The sequence below is a fragment of the Nocardioides palaemonis genome (assembly GCF_018275325.1).
In the GTDB taxonomy this organism is placed as follows: domain Bacteria; phylum Actinomycetota; class Actinomycetes; order Propionibacteriales; family Nocardioidaceae; genus Nocardioides; species Nocardioides palaemonis.
Window position 1 is genome coordinate 45,809 of sequence record NZ_JAGVQR010000004.1, and the last position, 18,480, is coordinate 64,288.

15 protein-coding genes are annotated in these 18,480 nt (G+C 72.6%); 3 read left to right on the top strand and 12 right to left on the bottom strand.

Annotated elements, in window-relative coordinates:
* The first annotated feature begins 22 nt into the window (after nucleotides 1-22).
* Nucleotides 23-2,191 carry an MMPL family transporter gene (locus KDN32_RS15935; RefSeq protein ID WP_211733262.1) on the top strand — a complete coding sequence of 723 codons (2,169 nt, stop codon included), beginning with the start codon at nucleotides 23-25 and terminating at the stop codon, nucleotides 2,189-2,191.
* Between the two features lie 36 nt (nucleotides 2,192-2,227).
* Here the strand turns inward: KDN32_RS15935 and map are convergent, their stop codons facing one another.
* From map to KDN32_RS15980, 9 genes are all read right to left on the bottom strand, one after another.
* The gene (gene map, locus KDN32_RS15940; protein ID WP_211733263.1) at nucleotides 2,228-3,001 is read right to left on the bottom strand and encodes a type I methionyl aminopeptidase; all 774 of its coding nucleotides are present in this window, start codon (nucleotides 2,999-3,001) and stop codon (nucleotides 2,228-2,230) included.
* The gene (locus KDN32_RS15945; protein ID WP_211733264.1) at nucleotides 2,998-3,708 is read right to left on the bottom strand and encodes a hypothetical protein; all 711 of its coding nucleotides are present in this window, start codon (nucleotides 3,706-3,708) and stop codon (nucleotides 2,998-3,000) included. Before KDN32_RS15945 ends, map begins: the two co-directional genes overlap by 4 nt.
* 24 nt (nucleotides 3,709-3,732) lie before the next feature.
* Nucleotides 3,733-4,038 carry a hypothetical protein gene (locus KDN32_RS15950; RefSeq protein WP_211733265.1) on the bottom strand — a complete coding sequence of 102 codons (306 nt, stop codon included), beginning with the start codon at nucleotides 4,036-4,038 and terminating at the stop codon, nucleotides 3,733-3,735.
* 15 nt (nucleotides 4,039-4,053) lie between these two features.
* Nucleotides 4,054-5,769 carry a sodium:solute symporter family protein gene (locus KDN32_RS15955; protein ID WP_211733266.1) on the bottom strand — a complete coding sequence of 572 codons (1,716 nt, stop codon included), beginning with the start codon at nucleotides 5,767-5,769 and terminating at the stop codon, nucleotides 4,054-4,056.
* A gap of 90 nt (nucleotides 5,770-5,859) precedes the next feature.
* Nucleotides 5,860-6,252 carry a VOC family protein gene (locus KDN32_RS15960; RefSeq protein ID WP_211733267.1) on the bottom strand — a complete coding sequence of 131 codons (393 nt, stop codon included), beginning with the start codon at nucleotides 6,250-6,252 and terminating at the stop codon, nucleotides 5,860-5,862.
* Nucleotides 6,253-6,352: 100 nt separating this feature from the next.
* Nucleotides 6,353-7,930, bottom strand: coding sequence for a glutamine-hydrolyzing GMP synthase (gene guaA, locus KDN32_RS15965; RefSeq protein ID WP_211733268.1), 1,578 nt, complete (start codon nucleotides 7,928-7,930; stop codon nucleotides 6,353-6,355).
* Nucleotides 7,931-8,456: 526 nt separating this feature from the next.
* The gene (locus KDN32_RS15970; protein ID WP_211733269.1) at nucleotides 8,457-10,172 is read right to left on the bottom strand and encodes a GMC oxidoreductase; all 1,716 of its coding nucleotides are present in this window, start codon (nucleotides 10,170-10,172) and stop codon (nucleotides 8,457-8,459) included.
* Nucleotide 10,173: 1 nt separating this feature from the next.
* Nucleotides 10,174-11,802, bottom strand: coding sequence for a succinic semialdehyde dehydrogenase (locus KDN32_RS15975; protein ID WP_211733270.1), 1,629 nt, complete (start codon nucleotides 11,800-11,802; stop codon nucleotides 10,174-10,176).
* A gap of 103 nt (nucleotides 11,803-11,905) precedes the next feature.
* Nucleotides 11,906-13,015 carry a GuaB3 family IMP dehydrogenase-related protein gene (locus KDN32_RS15980; RefSeq protein WP_211733271.1) on the bottom strand — a complete coding sequence of 370 codons (1,110 nt, stop codon included), beginning with the start codon at nucleotides 13,013-13,015 and terminating at the stop codon, nucleotides 11,906-11,908.
* 34 nt (nucleotides 13,016-13,049) lie between these two features.
* Between KDN32_RS15980 and KDN32_RS15985 the strand changes: the two genes are divergently transcribed.
* Entirely contained in the window at nucleotides 13,050-13,568 is a 519-nt protein-coding gene (locus tag KDN32_RS15985) for a DinB family protein (protein ID WP_211733272.1), read from the top strand.
* 142 nt (nucleotides 13,569-13,710) lie between these two features.
* Here the strand turns inward: KDN32_RS15985 and KDN32_RS15990 are convergent, their stop codons facing one another.
* From KDN32_RS15990 to KDN32_RS16000, 3 genes are read right to left on the bottom strand one after another with little or no spacing between them, the layout of a single operon-like run.
* Nucleotides 13,711-14,337 (bottom strand): TetR/AcrR family transcriptional regulator, encoded by a 627-nt coding sequence (locus KDN32_RS15990; RefSeq protein ID WP_211733273.1) that lies wholly within the window; start codon nucleotides 14,335-14,337, stop codon nucleotides 13,711-13,713.
* Nucleotides 14,338-14,342: 5 nt separating this feature from the next.
* Nucleotides 14,343-15,275: an L-lactate dehydrogenase gene (locus KDN32_RS15995; protein WP_211733274.1), complete on the bottom strand. Its 933-nt coding sequence runs from the start codon at nucleotides 15,273-15,275 to the stop codon at nucleotides 14,343-14,345.
* 42 nt (nucleotides 15,276-15,317) lie between these two features.
* Entirely contained in the window at nucleotides 15,318-17,153 is a 1,836-nt protein-coding gene (locus tag KDN32_RS16000; RefSeq protein ID WP_211733275.1) for a flavin-containing monooxygenase, read from the bottom strand.
* A 102-nt stretch (nucleotides 17,154-17,255) separates the two neighbouring features.
* On the opposite strand from KDN32_RS16000, the gene KDN32_RS16005 reads away from it, so the two are divergent.
* Nucleotides 17,256-18,476 carry a GAF domain-containing protein gene (locus tag KDN32_RS16005; RefSeq protein ID WP_211733276.1) on the top strand — a complete coding sequence of 407 codons (1,221 nt, stop codon included), beginning with the start codon at nucleotides 17,256-17,258 and terminating at the stop codon, nucleotides 18,474-18,476.
* Nucleotides 18,477-18,480 lie beyond the last annotated feature (4 nt).

Here is an 18,480-nt window from a genome sequence, read left to right on the forward strand (position 1 = left end):
GGCGGCTGTTGTGCTGGAGGGCATGAACCGCCAGATCGCCGGCGTCCTCACGGGGCGCGTCACCAAGTGGGGCGTCCTCGTCGTGTGGCTGGTGATCGCCGGCGGCTCGGCCATGTTCGCCTCCAAGCTGGCCGACGTGCAGAACAACGAGATGGCCTCGTGGCTGCCCGCCAATGCCGAGTCCACGCGCGCGTTCGAGAAGCTGGCGCCCTTCCAGGACGCCGACGACATCCCCACCACCGTGGTCTACCACCGCTCCTCGGGACTCACCGACGACGACCTCGCCGCGATCGAGGAGCAGGCCGGTGAGCTCGCGGGCCTCGACGGGGTGCCGGACACCCTGACCAACGGGTCACCGCCGGTGGTGAGCCCGGCCGTCGCGGCGCAGGTCGCCGAGGCGACCGGTCAGCCCGCGACCGGCGTCTCGGCGGACGGCACCGTGGCCCAGACCGTCGTGACGTTCAACTTCGGCGCCGAGGGGTGGAACGAGCTGCCTGCCGCGGCCGACGAGATCCGCGACATCGCCCGCATCGACGGCGTCGACGTGCACATCGCCGGTGCGGGTGGCCAGGCGGCCGACTCCGCCGAGGCCTTCGGCGGGATCGACAGCACCCTGCTCGGCGCGACCCTGCTCGTGGTGATCGTCATCCTGCTCTTCACCTACCGCAGCCCGCTGCTGTGGATCCTCCCGATCTTCACCGCCCTGGTCGGGCTCTTCACGACCGAGGCGGTGGTCTACTTCCTCGCCAAGGACGCCGGCCTGACGGTCAACGGGCAGAGCCAGGGCATCCTCACGGTGCTGGTGATCGGCGCCGGCACCGACTACGCGCTGCTCCTCGTCGCCCGCTACCGCGAGGAGCTGCGTCGCCACGCCGACCGGCACGAAGCGATGGCGTTCGCGCTGCACCGCGCGGCGCCCGCGATCCTCGCCAGCGCGGCGACCGTGGTGATCGGCATGCTCTGCCTGACCTTCGCGGAGATGAACTCCACGGCCGGGCTGGGCCCCGTCAACGCCGTCGGCATCGCCATCACGTTCCTCGCGATGGTGACCCTGCTGCCGGCGCTGCTGGTGATCTGCGGCCGCTGGATCTTCTGGCCGCGCCGCCCGGGCTTCGGCTCGCAGGAGCCCACGGCTGCAGGGCTCTGGGCACGCGTCGGGCGCTGGATCGCCCCCCGCGCGCGGATGGTCTGGGTCGGCACGACCGCTGCCCTGCTGGTGGCGTGCCTGGGCATCTTCCAGCTCGACGCGACCGGGCTGTCGTCGGAGGAGCAGTACACCAAGGACTTCGACTCCCTGGTCGGCCAGCGGGTGCTGGCCGCCGCCGGGATGGTCGACACCTCCAACCCGGTCATGGTCGTCACCGACGCGGAGCAGGCCCCCGCAGTGGCGGAGGCGCTGCGCGGGGTCGACGGCATCGGCGACGTGGTCGGCGACGTGCCGCCGGTCGACGGGGTGGCGCTCGTGACCGGCGCCCTCACCACCGACGTCGCGGCGCAGGCATCGTTCGACACCGTCCAGCGGGTGCGCGACGCGGTGGGTGAGGTCGACGGCGCCGGCGCGCTCGTCGGCGGCACGTCGGCGATGTTCTACGACATCGAGCAGGCCTCCCAGCGCGACAACACCGTGATCATCCCGATGGTCCTCGTCGTGGTGATGCTGATCCTCATGCTGCTGCTGCGAGCACTCGTGGCCCCGCTGCTGCTGATGGCCACGGTGGTGCTGTCGTTCGGTGCCGCGCTCGGCCTGTCCGCGCTGATCTTCCAGTACGTCTTCGGCTTCGACCACGCGGACGCGTCGTTCCCGCTCTTCGTGTTCGTCTTCCTGGTCGCGCTCGGCATCGACTACAACATCTTCCTGATGACACGGGTGCGGGAGGAGACCGTCAACCACGGCACCCGGCGCGGGTCGCTGGTCGCCTTGGCGGCGACCGGAGGCGTGATCACCTCGGCCGGGCTGGTCCTCGCCGCGACGTTCACCGTGCTCGGCACCCTGCCGCTGGTCTTCCTGGCGCAGATGGGCACCGCCGTCGCGCTGGGCGTCCTGCTCGACACCATGATCGTCCGGTCCGTGCTCGTCACTGCCCTCAACCTCGACCTGGGCGCGAAGATCTGGTGGCCGAGCCGGCTCGACGCGGACGACCGGCACCTCACCGCGGCCGAGGCCGAGCAGCCGCTCGAGACCGTGCACTGACCCGCCGACCGCGCGCTGACCCGTGCAGGGGACCGGTCAGCGGGTGGGGAGGGTCAGGATTTCGGCGCCGTCCTCGGTGATGGCGACGGTGTGCTCGCTGTGGGCGGTACGGCAGCCGGTGACGCTGCGCAGCGTCCAGCCGTCCTCGTCGGTGACGAGCACCGGGGTGTCGGTCATGACCCAGGGCTCGAGCGCGAGCAGCAGGCCGGGTCGGAGCTGGTAGCCGCGTCCCGCGCGACCGTCGTTCGACACGTGCGGGTCCTGGTGCATCGTGGTGCCGATGCCGTGGCCGCCGAACTGCATGTTGATCGGGTAGCCGGCCTCGGTCAGCACCGCACCGATCGCGCTGGAGATGTCGCCGATCCGCGCGCCCGGTCCCGCGGTGTCGATCGCGGCGGCGAGGGCGCGCTCGGTGGTCTCGATCAGCCGCACGCTCTCCTCGGGGCGGCTCTCCCCCACGACGAAGCTGATCGCCGAGTCCGCGGCGATGCCGTCGAGGCGCACCGCGAGGTCGAGGGTGAGGAGGTCGCCGTCGGCGAGGCGCTGGTCGCGCGGACGGCCGTGCAGGACCGCGTCGTTGACCGACGTGCAGACGTAGTGGCCGAAGGGTCCGCGGCCGAACGACGGGGCGTAGTCGACGTAGCAGGACTCGGCGCCGGCGTCGCGGATCATCTCCGAGGTCCAGCGGTCGAGGTCGAGCAGGTTGGTGCCGACCTCGGCCCGCTCGCGCAGGCTCTGGAGGATGTCGCCGACGAGCGCGCCGGTGCGGCGGGCCTTGTCGACCTGGGCGGGGGTGAGGATCTCGATCATCGCAGCCCGAACCTCTCACACCGCTTCTCGGTGGCGCCGGAGCAGAGGTCGTCGAGCGTCACGACGCCCTGCCCGACGAGCACCGTGGTCAGGGTGTCGACGGTGACGTCCTGCGCGGCGTAGAGCCACGACTCGACCCCCTCGACCCGCTCGCCACCGGGGACCGGGTTGCCGGCGAGCAGGGCCACGGCGACGTCGGCCGCCTGCTCGCTCATCGCCCGCACCGGGACGTAGGTCATCGACTCCTCCTCGCCGAGCAGGACGTCGCGCGCCGCGTCGAGGTCGGACCCCCCGATGTCGGACAGTCCCCCGCCCTCCAGCCCGACGAACCGGTCCGACCCGGGGACGAGGTCCCCCAGCGAGACCACGGGGACGTCGCGGCCGGACAGGTCGCCGATCGCGTCGGCGTCGACCGGGACCACCACCACGACGTCCGCGGAGTCGGCCTCCGCCTGCCGGACCTGGCTGCGCTGGGCCTCGGCGTCGCCCTCCGCGTCGTAGACCCGCACGCGGCACTCGTCGCACGTCGCCTCGACCCGGTCGGTGAACTCCTCGACGTCGACGCCCCCGCCGGAGCTGCCGTCGGCCACGAGCAGCGCGACGGTCGGCTCGTCGCCGAGGCAGCCCGACAGCGCGGGCGCAGTGGCCAGCAGCACGGCCGGGAGGAGGGTGCGGGCAAGACGACGGGGGGATCGGGCGCGAAGCATCGCGTCGAGGTTACCGGCTCCGGGTCAGTGCGACGGGCGGCGCCGCGACGGCGCCGGGCGCGTCGGGTCGTCGTCGGGACGCTCGACGTCGGCCGGGACGACGATCGGCTTGAGCCTTGCCCAGCCGAGGAACGCGCCTGCCACGACCAGCAGGGCGATGCCGGTCCACAGGTTCGCGTTGACCCCGCCCGTCTTCTCGGTCTCGGCGTCGCCGAAGAGGCCGGCCAGCGCGAGGATCACGCCGTACACGCCCATCAACGCACCGATGATGTTGCGGATGTCGAAGGCGCCCGCCTTGTGCGGGGCGCCGGTCTGGTTCTCGTCGGACATGGGAGGGCCCCTCTCTCAGAAGGCGACGTTGAGGACGATGACCATGGCCAGGGCGACGCCCGCGAGCGGCACCGTGCGCCGGTACCACGGCAGGGCGGCCTCGTCCGGGTCGACGAGGTCCTCCTTGGGCGTCTCGGAGTAGACCAGGCCCTTGAGCTCCGAGGCCGGCTTGGGCTTCGTCACCAGCGAGACGACCACGCTCAGCACGATGTCGACCACGAAGGCGGTGGAGGCGGCGAGGAACGCCGCGCCCTGACCGGGCAGGTCGATGACACCGGCGGCGGCGAGCCGGTCGACCGCGACGGCCGACAGGGTGCCGAAGACCAGGCCGACCCACCCGGCGGTCGGGGTCATCCGCTTCCAGAACATGCCGAGGATGAAGGTCGCGAAGAGCGGCGCGTTGAAGAACCCGAACAGCGTCTGGAGGTAGTCCATGACGTTGTCGTAGCCCATCGCGATCCGGGCGGTGAAGATCGCGATGACGGTCGCCGCGACGGTCGCGAGGCGGCCGATGCGCAGGTAGTAGTCGTCGCTGTGGTCCTTGCGGATGTAGCGCTGCCACAGGTCGTAGGAGAAGACCGTGTTGAAGGCGGAGATGTTGGCCGCCATGCCGGCCATGAAGGCGGCGAGGAGGCCGGCGATGGCCAGGCCGAGCAGCCCGTTCGGCAGGACCTCGCGCATCAGCAGCAGCAGGGCGTCGTTGTAGGCCACCCCGTCGCCCGACGCGCCGCCCGCCGGCGACCCACCGTTCTTCAGGTCGATCATGTCCTGGACCAGGACCGCGGAGATCATGCCGGGGACAATCACGATGAAGGGGATGAGCATCTTCGGGAAGGCGCCGATGATCGGCGTCTTGCGGGCGGCCGAGATCGAGTTCGACGCCATCGCGCGCTGGACCTCGACGAAGTTGGTGGTCCAGTAGCCGAAGGACAGCACGAAGCCGAGGCCGAACACGATGCCGATCACCGACAGCAGCGGGGAATCGAAGCCCGACAGGGCCTGCCCCGGCCACGACTCGAGCTGCTGCGACGCGGGGGCCACGCCCGCGTCCGCGGGGGCGTTGGACGCGGCCGCGGTGATCTTGTCGGTCAGGCCGTCCCACCCGCCGACGCGGTGCAGGCCGATCAGGGTGAGCGGCAGCAGCGACGCCACGATCACGAAGAACTGCAGCACCTCGTTGTAGATCGCGGCGCTCAGCCCGCCGAGGGTGATGTAGGACAGCACGATGGCGCCGGCGACGACCAGCGCCACCCAGATCGGCCAGCCGAGCAGGGCGTGGATGATGCTCGCGAGCAGCGCGAGGTTGACGCCGGCGATCAGCAGCTGGGCGACCGCGAAGCTGATCGCGTTGACCAGGTGGGCGCCGGTGCCGAACCGCCGGAACATGAACTCCGGGACCGAGCGCACCTTCGAGCCGTAGTAGAACGGCATCATCACCACGCCCAGGAACAGCATGGCGGGGACGGCACCGACCCAGAAGTAGTGCACCGTAGGCAGGCCGATCTCGGCACCGTTGGCCGACATGCCCATGATCTCGACCGCACCGAGGTTGGCGGAGATGAACGCCAGGCCGGTCACCCACGCGGGCAGCGAGCGCCCCGACAGGAAGAAGTCGATCGAGTCCGACACGGAGCGGCGCGCCATGACGCCGATGCCGAGGACGAAGCCGAAGTAGATGGCGACCAGCAGGTAGTCGAGCCAGGTTGCGTCGAACAAGGTGTCTGACGACAAGAGTCACCTCCGAGGTGCGTGTGGACCACCCGCCAACCTAGACCCGCTCCCCGTGACCTCGGGACCACCCCTGTGGGCACATGATGCGCGTCACGCGTCGCGGTCGTCCGCGACGATCTCCACCTCGAAGCCCTCGGAGCTCTCGACGTAGAGCGCCACGTGCTGCTCGCCCCCGGCGTGCGGGTAGCGGTCGGCGTAGAGCTCGTGCCAGCCGTGCTCGGTCGACTCCGCCCGCACCCGGTCGAGCTGCTCACGGTCGCCGACCGTCAGCGCGAGGTGGTTGATCCCGGGCCGCAGCCGGTCATGCGTGCCGTGCTGGTCGCGCGAGTGCTCCATGAAGACGTACGTCCCGTCGTCGTGCACCCACGACAGCACCCCCTCCTCGCGCTGCCACCCGCACGCCGCGAGCAGCCACCCCCACTCCCCCTCCGCGGTGGCGACGTCGTCGACCCACAGGTCCAGGTGGTGCAGCGCGCGTGGCATGGCCCGACCCTAGGGCTTGCGCGGCCTCCCTGGTCCACCAGACGGACCACGCGGGCCGCACTCACGGCAGGCTCCGGCCCCGAGCGTGGTCAGTCCCCGCTCACTCCCACTCGATGGTGCCCGGCGGCTTCGAGGTGATGTCGACGGTGACGCGGTTGATCTCGGCGACCTCGTTGGTGATGCGCGTGGAGATCCGCTCCATCACCTCGTAGGGCAGGCGCGCCCAGTCGGCGGTCATGGCGTCCTCGGAGGTCACCGGGCGGATCACGACGGGGTGGCCGTAGGTGCGGCCGTCGCCCTGGACGCCGACGGAGCGGACGTCGGCGAGCAGCACGACCGGCATCTGCCAGATGTCGCGGTCGAGGCCGGCGCGGGTGAGCTCCTGGCGGGCGATGGCGTCGGCGCGGCGCAGGATGTCGAGGCGGTCGGCGGTGACCTCGCCGATGATGCGGATGCCGAGGCCGGGGCCCGGGAACGGCTGGCGCCACACCATCTCGGCGGGCAGGCCGAGCTGCTCGCCGACGAGGCGTACCTCGTCCTTGAAGAGGGTGCGCAGCGGCTCGACGAGGGCGAACTCGAGGTCCTCGGGCAGGCCGCCGACGTTGTGGTGGGACTTGATGTTGGACGTGCCGGCGCCGCCACCCGACTCCACGACGTCGGGGTAGAGCGTGCCCTGCACGAGGAAGCCGACCTTCTCGCCCTGCTCGGCCGCCTCGCCGAGCACCTCGACCTCGGCCGCCTCGAAGGCCCGGATGAACTCGCGGCCGATGATCTTGCGCTTCTCCTCGGGGTCGGTGACGCCGGCGAGCGCGGTCAGGAAGGTCTCCCGGGCGTCGTAGACGTGGAGGTTCACACCGGTGGCGGCGACGAAGTCGCGCTCCACCTGCTCGGCCTCCCCCTCGCGGAGCAGCCCGTGGTCGACGAAGACGCAGTGCAGCCGGTCGCCGATGGCACGCTGCACGATGGCCGCAGCGACCGCGGAGTCGACGCCGCCGGAGAGGCCGCAAATGGCGATGCCCGAGGCGCCGATCTGGTCGCGGACCCGCTCGATCTGCTCCTCGGCGATGTTGAGCATCGTCCAGGTCTGCCGGCAGCCGGCGATGTGGTGCAGGAAGTGCTCGAGCACCTTCTGGCCGTGCTCGGAGTGGAGCACCTCGGGGTGCCACTGCACGCCGGCGAGTCCGCGGTCGACGTCCTCGAACGCGGCGACGGGCGTGACGTCGGTCGACGCGAGGACCGTGAACCCCTCGGGCGCCTGCGCGACCGAGTCGCCGTGCGACATCCAGACCTTGTGCTCGACCGGCAGCCCCTCGAGGAGGGTGCCCGGCTCGCTGACCGTGACCGGCGTACGGCCGTACTCGCGCGCGCCGGTGTGGGCGACCTCGCCGCCGAGGCCCTTGGCCATCAGCTGGAAGCCGTAGCACATGCCGAAGACCGGGACTCCCGACGTGAAGACGTCGGTGTCGATGCCGGGCGCGCCCTCGGCGTAGACGCTGGAGGGTCCGCCGGACAGGATGATCGCCTTCGGCCCACGCGCGAGCATCTCGGCCACCGGCATGGTGTGCGGGACGATCTCGGAGTAGACCCGCGCCTCGCGCACGCGCCGCGCGATCAGCTGGGCGTACTGCGCTCCGAAGTCGACGACGAGGACCAGGTCGTGCTCTGCAGGCTGCGTCACGGGCGGAGTCTATCGACGCGGGTACGTCCTCCGGCATCCGGTCGAGCGGTTGGATTTCGACACGGGCGTCGGCTCCCGCTCGCTGCGCTCGCGGGTGCCGGCCCTGCTCAATCCGTTTCGCCGCGGCGTCCGCGGCTGCGCCGCGTACGCCTGCGAAACGCACCAGGGCCCGGCCGGGGAGGGAGGATGGCCGGGCCCTGATGCTTGCCTCCCGACGTCTGCAGGACAGCGCCGAGAACGAGGAGCCCGGCCCTTGGGAGGGAGCGTTGCTGCCGGACCCCTCACCCGACCCAACGACGCCTCGCAGGCCCGGTTACGGCCGTGGCTCGCCCAATTCGACGCCCCGTCACACCGCCCCGCCCGCCCCGGGGCAGCGGTGCCCCAGCCACGTTCCACGGCCCCGGAATGTCGGTCGGCCACCGCCCGACGGCGTGTCCGACGCGGCGCGCCGGAGCGGCGGTGCCGCAGCCACCTTCCGCGCGCGCGGAAGGTGGGTGGGACACCGCTCAGGCGAGAGGCGACGCGCTCAGCTGACGCCGACGATCGGGAGCCGCAGCGCCCCCGGCGCGGCCTCCGGCACCACCGGGTTCTTCGGCTCGACCGGCGCGAGGCGGCGGTACGTCGACCCGAGCGCGGGGCGCGGGTCGGGCTCGCCCTTGTTGGGCCAGAACGCCATCGCGCGCTCGGCCTGGGCGGTGATCGTCAGCGACGGGTTGACCCCCAGGTTGGCCGAGACCGCCGAGCCGTCCACGACGTGCAGGCCGTCGTGGCCGAAGAGCCGCTGCCACGGGTCGACGACCCCGGTCTGCGGGGAGTCGCCGATCGTGCAGCCGCCGATGAAGTGGGCGGTCAGCGGGCGGTTGAACGGCTCGCCGACGTTGCCACCCGGCGTGCCGCCCATCTTCTCCGCCATCCGGCGCACGGCGTCGTAGGCGACCGGGATGTAGGTCGGGTTGGGCAGGCCGTGGCCCTGCTCGCTGGTCATCCGCCAGCCGAAGCGGCCCTTGACGCCCTTGGTGGTGATCGAGTTGTCGAGGGTCTGCATCACCAGCGCGACGACCGTCCGCTCCGACCAGTGCCGGAAGTCGTAGAGGTCGAGCGCGGTACGCCGCTGGGCCCACAGCTCGCGCAGCCAGGTGCGGACCCGCGAGGTCCCCGGCACCTCGTCGGCGAGCACCGTCTGCAGCAGCGCCATCGCGTTGGAGCCCTTGCCGTAGCGCACCGGCTCGACGTGGGTGACGTCGTCGGGGTGCCACGACGAGGTGATCGCGACGCCCTCGGTGTAGTCGGTGGTGCTGCCGGACGGGGCCAGCGCACCCAGGATCGACTCGGAGTTGGTGCGGGTCAGCACGCCGAGGCGGTCGCTGATGCCGGGCAGGTCGCCCTCGCCCTTGAGCTGGTGGAGCAGCTTCTGGGTGCCGAGGGCCGCCGCGGAGAACACGACCTGGTCGGCGGTGAACGTCTTCGTCGCGGTGCGGCGCGACAGCTTGGCCTTGGTCCAGCGGGCGGTGACCTCGTAGCCACCGCCGGCCCGCGGGCGTACGCGGGTGACCGTGGTCAGCGGGTGCACCACGGCGCCCGCCTGCTCGGCGAGGTGGAGGTAGTTCTTGACGAGGGTGTTCTTGGCGTTGTGGCGACAGCCCGTCATGCACTCGCCGCAGTTGCGGCACGCGTTGCGGGCCGGGCCCACCCCGCCGAAGAACGGGTCGGCCACCTCCTCGCCGGCCTGCGCGTCGGGGCCGCCGAAGAACACCCCGACGGGCGTCGGGTGGAACGTGTCGCCCACGCCCATGTCGTCGGCGACCTGCTTCATCACCTCGTCGGCCGGCGTGTGGAGCGGGTTCTGCACCACGCCGAGCATCCGCTTGGCCTGGTCGTAGTAGGGCGCGAGCTCGCTCTTCCAGTCGGTGATGTGGGCCCACGACGGGTCGCGGTAGAACGCGTCGAGCGGTTCGTAGAGCGTGTTGGCGTAGACCAGCGACCCGCCGCCGACGCCCGCGCCGGCGAGGATCATGCAGTCCTTGACCATGTCGATGCGCTGGATGCCGTACATCCCGAGCGACGGCGCGAAGAGGAACCGCTTCGCGTCGAAGGACGTGGCCGGGAAGTCGTCGTCCTCGAAGCGGGCGCCCGCCTCGAGGACGCCCACCGAGTAGCCCTTCTCGGTCAGCCGTAGCGCGGTGACCGAGCCGCCGAAGCCGGAGCCGACGACGAGGACGTCGTAGTGCGTCGGGCTGCCCACGTCAGGCCCGGCCCAGCTTGTTGAGCAGGCGCAGCGCGCCGGTCATGACCTTGGCGTTGGTCTCCTCCGACATCCCGAGCATCGGGGCGATCGGCACCAGCCGCTGGGTCGCGACCGACTGCGCCTCGGTGTAGCGGTGCACGCCCTCGGCGCCCTGGCGCCGGCCCATCCCCGACTCGCGCATGCCGCCCATCGGGGCGCCGAGCGAGCCGAACGTCGCACCGTAGGCCTCGTTGACGTTGACGGTGCCGCACCGGATCCGGCGCGCCACCGCGCGGCCGCGCGCGGCGTCGCGGGTGTAGACCGAGGCGTTGAGGCCGTAGTGCCCGTCGTTGGCGCGGGCGATCGCCTCGTCCTCGCTGTGGAAGCGGTAGAGCGAGACGACCGGGCCGAACGTCTCCTTGCCGAAGCACTCCATGTCGACCGACACGCCCTCGAGGATGGTCGGCTCGAAGACGAAGGGGCCCAGGTCCGGGCGGGCGCGGCCGCCGGTGAGCACCGTGGCGCCCTTCGCGACGGCGTCCTCGACGTGGGCGGTCACGGTGTCGAGCTGGGCCTGGGAGATGAGCGAGCCCATGTCGACGTTCCAGTCGTGGCTGGCGCCCAGCGTCATCGCCTGCGTGCGGGAGACGAACGCGTCGACGAAGCGGTCGTAGACCTGGTCGGCGACGTAGAGCCGCTCCATCGAGACGCACAGCTGGCCGGCGTTGGAGAACACCGCGCGCACCGCGCCCTCGGCCGCCCGGTGGACGTCGGCGTCGCGCAGCACCAGCATCGGGTTCTTGCCGCCGAGCTCCAGCGAGCAGCCGACCAGCCGGTCGGCGCACTGCCGCGCGATCAGCCGCCCGGTCGCCGTCGAGCCGGTGAAGCAGACGTAGTCGGCGGCCGCGACGACCGCCCCGCCCACCTCCGGGCCGGTGCCGGCGACGACCTGCCACAGCTCGGGCGGGAAGCCGGCCTCGTCGAGCAGCTGCGCGGCCAGCAGCGCGGTGAGCATGGTCTGCAGGTCGGGCTTGGCGACGACGGCGTTGCCGGCGAGCAGCGCCGGGATGCCGTCGCACAGCGCCATGGTCAGCGGGTAGTTCCAGGGCGAGATGATGCCGACGACGCCCTTGGGCACGCGGTGCACCTCGGCGCGGGTGAGGACCGGGAACATGCCGCCCACGCGGCGGCTGTCGAGGTGCTCGTGGGCGGTCCGGGCGTAGTAGCGCGCGGTCAGCGCGAGGTGGGCGACCTCGAGGTACGCGTCCTTGCGGGCCTTGCCCGACTCCCACACCACCAGGTCGATGAGCTCCTCCTGCCGGTCGAGGAGCAGGTCGTGCAGGCGCAGCAGCGCGGCGGCGCGCTCGTCGAGGGACGTGCCGGCCCACGCAGCCTGGGCGCGCCGGGCGCGCTCGAAGGCCTCGGCGACGTCGTCCGCGGACGACACCGGGACGTGCGCGAGCGGCGCCCCGCCGATCGGCGAGGCCACCGCGTGGGTGCTGCCGGAGGTGCTGACGACGCGGTCGGTCAGCCGCGCGACGTAGGTCCGGTCGAGGGCGTAGGCCGCGGTGCTGTCGTGCTCCGGGTCGGCGGGCCCCTCGACGACGGGACCGGTGGGCTCGCTGCCGGCAGGGCTGTGGTCGCTCATCCTCGCAGCGTAGGTCGCGCCCGGGCCCGGGGCTACCGGTTGGTCACCTTCGTCCCAGCATTCGACATATCTGCGCCATTTGTCCAACGGCGCGAGGCGTCGCTCAGTGCTGGACGACGACCTCGATGCGCTGGAACTCCTTGAGCTCGGTGTAGCCGGTCGTGGCCATCGCGCGCCGCAGCGCGCCCACCAGGTTCATGGTGCCGTCGGCGGTCCGGGACGGGCCGAACATGATCTCCTCCAGCGACCCCACCGGTGCGAACTCCACCCGCTGCCCGCGGGGCAGGTCGGCGTGGGTGGCCTCGCTCCCCCAGTGGAAGCCGTGGCCGGGCGCCTCGGTGGCCCGCGCCAGCGGCGACCCGATCATCACCGCGTCGGCGCCGCAGGCGATCGCCTTGGCGATGTCGCCCGAGCTGCCGATCGAGCCGTCGGCGATCACGTGGACGTAGCGGCCGCCCGACTCGTCGAGGTAGTCGCGCCGCGCCGCGGCCACGTCGGCCACCGCGCTCGCCATCGGCACCGCGACGCCGAGCACGGTGCGGGTGGTGTGGGCGGCGCCGCCGCCGAAGCCGACGAGCACGCCGGCCGCCCCGGTGCGCATCAGGTGGAGCGCGGCCTGGTAGGTCGCGCAGCCGCCGACGATGACCGGGACGTCGAGCTCGTAGATGAACTCCTTGAGGTTGAGCGGCTCGGCGCGGCTGCTGACGTGCTCGGCGCTGACCGTCGTGCCGCGGATGACGAACATGTCGACGCCGGCGTCGACGACCGCCTTCACGTGCTCCTTGGTGCGCTGCGGCGACAGCGACCCGGCGACGGTGACACCGGCCTCGCGCACCTCCTTGAGGCGCGCGGTGATCAGCTCGGGCTTGATCGGCTCGGTGTAGATGTCCTGCAGCCGGCGGGTCGCCTCGGTGCCCTGGAGCCCGGCGACCTCCTCGAGCAGGCCGGTCGGGTCGTCGTAGCGGGTCCAGAGGCCCTCGAGGTCGAGCACGCCGAGCCCGCCCATCCGGCCGAGCGCGATCGCGGTGGCCGGCGACATCACCGAGTCCATCGGCGCCGCGACGACGGGGATGTCGAAGCGGTAGGCGTCGATCTGCCAGGCGGTGCTGACCTCCTCCGGGTCGCGGGTGCGCCGCGAGGGCACGATCGCGATGTCGTCGAAGGAGTAGGCGCGGCGGCCGCGCTTGGCGCGGCCGATCTCGATGTCGGTCACGGGCGCCAGCCTATCGGCGACCTAGGGTGACGCGATGACCTACACCTGGCACGACGTCGACGGCCGGATGGCCGAGATCTGCGACCAGTGCGGGTTCGACGCACGCGAGATCCGTGGCAACGCCGACGAGGCCGCCCGGCTCGACGCCGCGTACGCCGCCCTCGAGCGTTCGCTCGACCACCCCGACGCCGCCCGCAGGCCCGCGCCGGAGACCTGGTCGGCCCGCGAGTACGTCGACCACTGCGTCGAGGTCGGCGACGTCATGCTCGGCTGGGTGGCCGACCTCGCACGCGGCGACGCTCCCGGGACCACGCCGACCGGCACGCTGACCGACCTCGCCGCGCTGCGTGCCGCGGTGCGCGAGGTCGTCCCCGGCCTGACCGACGAGCAGCGCGGCCGGCTCCTCGTCGGCGAGTACCGCCAGGACGTCCCGGTCGAGTGGCTCCTGCGGCACCTGCTCCACGACACGGAGCACCACGTGCTCGACGTGCGCTGCGGCCACGCCGCGATCGCGCGGGCCGACCTGCCCGAGGTGTCGTTCCGCCAGCGCTGACGCCCGACGGAGCGAGCCAGGACGGGCGGGCGGGTCCGGCCGGGCCCCCACCCGACCGGACCCTCTGAGCCCGGGATCCATCCCCCATACATTGGATCCGATCACATCGTACTCAATGATCGGTGAAACGCACACCATTTCGTCAGACCGTCCTTGACGAGCTCCCGTCCACCGCCGCCCGCACCGACCGGCGCAGCCACGCGGCGTAGCGCTCGATGCTCCATCCGCGGTGCTGGGCGAGGATGACGTAGGACTCGGCGCGGGTCAGCAGGTAGACCTCGTCGACGGCGTCGGGGGCGGGCTGGCCGTCGGCGAGCAGCGCCACCAGCTCCTGGCACATCGCGGTGTGCGAGAGGTGGGCGGTCCGGACCAGGTCGCGGAGCGTCGGGTCCTGCTCGGCGCCGCTGAGGAGCGTCCCGACCAGCGGGCCCATCGGCTCGACGATCCCGCAGGCGAACTCGACGAACCGGTCGAGCCGCACCTGCGGGTCGGGCTCGTCCTCGAGCCGGAGCTGGCGGAACGCGTGGAGCAGCCCGCCGCGCTGGCCGAGCCCGGCCGACGCGAAGGCCGCCATGAAGAGCCCCGCCTTGCCGCCGAAGGTCTTGGTCAGCCACTCGACGGACACGTCCGACTCGGCGGCGACGAGGGCGAGGGTGGTGCCGTTCCAGCCGTGCTCGGCGAACAGCCCGGCCGTCACCTCGGCGACCCGCAGCCGCCGCTCGGCGGCCGCCCGGCGTCCGCTCGCGTCGTACGCGCGTCGCTCCGCCACCGGGGTCAGAACCCGAGCCCGCGGGCGGTCGAGCGGATGCTGTCGGCGCTGCGGCGCAGGCCGTCGAGCTCGTCCGCGCTCATCGGCACCTCGAGGCGCCGCTCGGCGCCCCCGGCACCGACGACGGTCGGGACCGACAGGCAGACGTCGCCGATGCCGTGGAAGTCCTCGAGCAGCGTCGACACCGGGAGCACCCGCTTCTCGTCGCGCAGCACCGCCTCGATGATCCGGCTGGCGGACACGCCGATCGCGTAGTTGGTGGCGCCCTTGCCGCGGATGATCTCGTAGGCCGCACCGACCACCTCGGCGGCCATCGCGTCGCGCTCGGCGGCCGGGACGAGGTCGGCGATCGGCACGCCGCCGATGCTCGCGCTGCTCCAGAGCGGGATCTCGCTGTCGCCGTGCTCGCCGACGACGTAGGCGTGGACGTTCTGCACCGCGACCCCGCACCGGGCGGCGAGCAGCCCCCGCAGGCGGGCCGAGTCGAGGACGGTGCCGGAGCCGAAGAGCTGCTCGGTGCCGAGGCCGGTGATGCGCTGGGCGGCGTAGGTGACCACGTCGACCGGGTTGGTGACCATGACGATGGTCGCGTCGGGCGCCACCTCGACCAGGGCGGGCATCAGGGACCGGAGCATGCCGGTCGTCGAGGCGGCCAGGTCGAGCCGCGACTGGCCCGGCTGCTGCTTCGCGCCGGCCGTCACCGCGACGACGCTCGCGCCGGCGCAGACCGCGACGTGGGTGGACGCCTCGACGTGGGCGGTCGGCAGGAACTGGAGCCCCTGGCGCAGGTCGAGCTCCTCGGCCCGCACCTTCGGCCCGTCCACGTCGTGCAGCGCGACGGTGGTGGCCACGCCCCGCACCAGGCAGGCGTAGGCGAGGGTCGAGCCGACGGCGCCGGCACCGACGATGGCGATCTTCGCGGAGGTCACGGACCTCATCGTCGCACCGGCGCCGCGGCCCGGACAGGCCTCGGCCCAGCCTCAACCCAGGTGGTGCACCTCCTGCAGCCGGTGGACCGGCGTCTCGATGCCCTCGAAACGCGCCTTGAGCTGCAGCGCGAGGTAGAGCGAGTAGTGCCGCGACTGGTGCAGGTTGCCGCCGTGCATCCAGAGGTTCTCCACCTGGGTCGGCTTCCACATGTTGCGCTGCTCGCCCTCCCAGGGGCCGGGGTCCTTGGTGGTGTCGGACCCGAGTCCCCAGCACTTGCCCAGCCGGTCGGCGGTCTCCTGGTCGACGAGGTCGGCGACCCAGCCGTTCATGGAGTTGTAGCCCGTCGCGAAGACCACCAGGTCGGCCGGCAGGGTGGTGCCGTCCTCGAGGACGACCGCGTCCTCGGTGAGGTGGTCGATCTGGCCCTGGACGAGCTTCACGTCGCCGTTGGCGACGAGGTCGGCCGCACCGACGTCGATGTAGTAGCCCGACCCGCGGCGCAGGTACTTCATGAACAGCCCCGACCCGTCGTCGCCCCAGTCGTGGCGGAAGCCGGCCTGCTCGAGGCGCTCGTAGAAGTCCTTGTCCCGCTCGGCCATCGCCTCGTAGGCCGGGATCTGGAAGGTGTGCAGGATCCGGTAGGGCAGCGAGGCGAAGATCAGGTCCGCCTTCTCGGTCGTCACCCCCGCCGCGAGCGCCCGCTCGGAGTAGAGGTCGCCGAGGCCGATGTCCATCAGGCTGTCGCTCTTCACGATGTGGGTCGAGGAGCGCTGCACCATGGTCACGTCGACGTCGTTCTCCCACAGCGCGCCGCAGATGTCGAAGGAGGAGTTGTTGCTCCCGATCACCACGGCCTTCTTCCCGGCGTACGCGTCGGGGCCGGGGTGCGCGGACGAGTGGTGCACGTCGCCGCGGAAGACGTCGACCCCCTCCACGTCCGGCACCCGGGGCTTGCCGCTCATCCCGGTGGCGAAGACCAGGTGGGTGGGCCGCAGCGTGAGGGGCTGGCCCTCGCGCTCGACCTGCACCGTCCACTCCCCCGTCTCGTCGGACCAGGAGGCGCTGGTCGCGACCGTGCTCGACCAGTAGGGCACCTCCATGATCGTCACGTAGGACTCGAGCCAGTCGCCGATCTTGTCCTTGGGGGCGAACACCGGCCAGTTGTCGGGGAACTTCAGGTAGGGCAGGTGGTCGTACCAGACCGGGTCGTGCAGGCAGAGCGACTTGTAGCGGTTGCGCCACTGGTCCCCGGGGCGCGGGTGCTTGTCGATGACCAGGCTCGGGACCCCGAGCTGGCGCAGCCGGGCGCCGAGCGCGATCCCGCCCTGGCCGCCGCCGACGACCAGCACGTAGGGCTGGGTGGTGCTGCCGAGGCTCTCGGCCTCGGCCTGCCGCTGCTCCTTCCACGTCACCCGGTGCTTGTCCGCGCCGTGCTGGGCGCCCATCGGCCGGTGCGTGCCGCGCGGCTCCTCGTGGCCCTTGAGCTCGTAGAGCGCGGTGAGCAGCGTCCACGCGCGGTCCTCGCCGTCCTCGCTCACCAGGCGCAGCAGGCCGTTGCCGCGACCGACAGCGGTGTCGAAGCCGATCCACGCGGTGACGACGCCGTCGACCGCGTCCGGCGGCTCGGTGGTCGCGAAGCCGGACGCGGCGACGCGCGCTCCGACCGAGCCCACCAGGTCGGCGACGCCGTCGCGCCCCTCGACGGTCGTGATGTTCCAGGTGAACGCGACCAGGTCGCGCCAGTAGCACTCGGTGGCGAAGAGCGCCGCGGAGGCCTCCGCGTCGCCGGCGGCCACGGCGGTCTCGAAGCGCGACAGCCACGCGTCGACGCGTGCCTGCGGGTCGGCCTGGCCGCTCCCGACGGCGGGGTCCAGGGTCTGGGTCATCGTCCCTCCTTCAACTACGCTGGTGTGACCGAGCACACACCGCCCGCGAGGCCGCACGACAGGGTTGCGCGACGTTGCACCGGCTCGCCCGGAGGGACCCCGATGACCGACCGCGACCAGCACCGCGTCCGCGAGGCCGCGCTCGCCGGTGCTGCGCGCGCGGGCCTGCCCCGCAGCGAGATCGCGGCGTCGTGGCGACGGGTCGCGGCCACCGGCCTCGATCCCGGCGCCGGGGCCGACATCCCGCCCGTCGGCGGCGCCGAGCTCGAGCGGCGGCGGGCCGCGAGCGGCCTGGCCGACCTGGTGCCGCGCCTGGCCGAGTCGCTGGCGCCGGTCGTCGACGCCGGCCAGCTGGTCGTCGTCGCCGACGCCGAGGGTCGCGTGCTGTGGCGCCTGGGCAGCAGCGGCGTACGCCGTCTCGCCGACCACCTCGGCTTCGTCGGCGGCTCCGCCTGGACCGAGGCCAACGTCGGCACCAACGCCATCGGCACGGCGCTGGTGCTCGGGACGCCCGTCCAGGTCCGCGGGGCCGAGCACTTCGTCGAGTCGCACACCCGGTGGGGGTGCGCCGCCGCGCCGCTGGTCGACCCGTGGACCGGGCGCACGCTCGGCGTCGTCGACGTCAGCGGGCCCAGCCGCAGCCTCCACCCCGCCGAGCTCGCGCTCGTCGAGCTGGCAGCCCGCCTGACCTCCGCCGAGCTCGTCGCCCGGCACCGGGCGGCGCTCGACCGGCTGCGGGCGCGTGCTGCTCCGCTGCTGGCCGGGCTCACCGGCGACGCCCTGGCGATCGACCACGCCGGTCACCTCGCGGCGTCCATCGGCAGCCGCAGCCCGGAGCGGGTGGCGCTGCCCGACGGCCTGTCCGCCGGACGCGTGTGGCTGCCGACCCTCGGTGGCGCGACGGCCGAGCCGCTCGACGGCGGCTGGCTGCTGCGCCTCGAGGCCGGGGAGGCCGCCGGCGCGACCGGCACCTCGCTCGTGCTCGACCTCGACGGCGACCCCCGTCTGCTGGTCGCCGGTCCCAGCGGGTCGTGGTCGCGCACGCTCTCCCCGCGGCACGCGGAGATCCTGCTCGCCCTGGTGGACGCCGGGCCGGCCGGGCGCACCGGGGTGCAGCTGTCGGAGGACCTCTTCGACGACCCCGGCCGCACCGTGACGGTCCGCGCCGAGCTGTCGCGGCTGCGGCGCCTCGCCGGCAGCCTGCTGCAGTCCGGGCCCTACCGGCTCGATCCCGGGCTGACCACCGAGGTGCGCGGCAACCGGTCGGGCGCCCTGCCGCGCTCGTCCGCACCGGTCGTGCGCCGCTGGCGCACCACCGTGTGACCAA

Coding starts and splice junctions, on each gene's coding strand:
- KDN32_RS15935 (WP_211733262.1), top strand. CDS start 23: ATGAACCGCCAGATCGCCGGCGTCCTCACGGGGCGCGTCACCAAGTGG.
- map (WP_211733263.1), bottom strand. CDS start 3,001: ATGATCGAGATCCTCACCCCCGCCCAGGTCGACAAGGCCCGCCGCACC.
- KDN32_RS15945 (WP_211733264.1), bottom strand. CDS start 3,708: ATGCTTCGCGCCCGATCCCCCCGTCGTCTTGCCCGCACCCTCCTCCCG.
- KDN32_RS15950 (WP_211733265.1), bottom strand. CDS start 4,038: ATGTCCGACGAGAACCAGACCGGCGCCCCGCACAAGGCGGGCGCCTTC.
- KDN32_RS15960 (WP_211733267.1), bottom strand. CDS start 6,252: ATGCCACGCGCGCTGCACCACCTGGACCTGTGGGTCGACGACGTCGCC.
- KDN32_RS15975 (WP_211733270.1), bottom strand. CDS start 11,802: ATGAGCGACCACAGCCCTGCCGGCAGCGAGCCCACCGGTCCCGTCGTC.
- KDN32_RS15985 (WP_211733272.1), top strand. CDS start 13,050: ATGACCTACACCTGGCACGACGTCGACGGCCGGATGGCCGAGATCTGC.
- KDN32_RS15995 (WP_211733274.1), bottom strand. CDS start 15,275: ATGAGGTCCGTGACCTCCGCGAAGATCGCCATCGTCGGTGCCGGCGCC.
- KDN32_RS16000 (WP_211733275.1), bottom strand. CDS start 17,153: ATGACCCAGACCCTGGACCCCGCCGTCGGGAGCGGCCAGGCCGACCCG.
- KDN32_RS16005 (WP_211733276.1), top strand. CDS start 17,256: ATGACCGACCGCGACCAGCACCGCGTCCGCGAGGCCGCGCTCGCCGGT.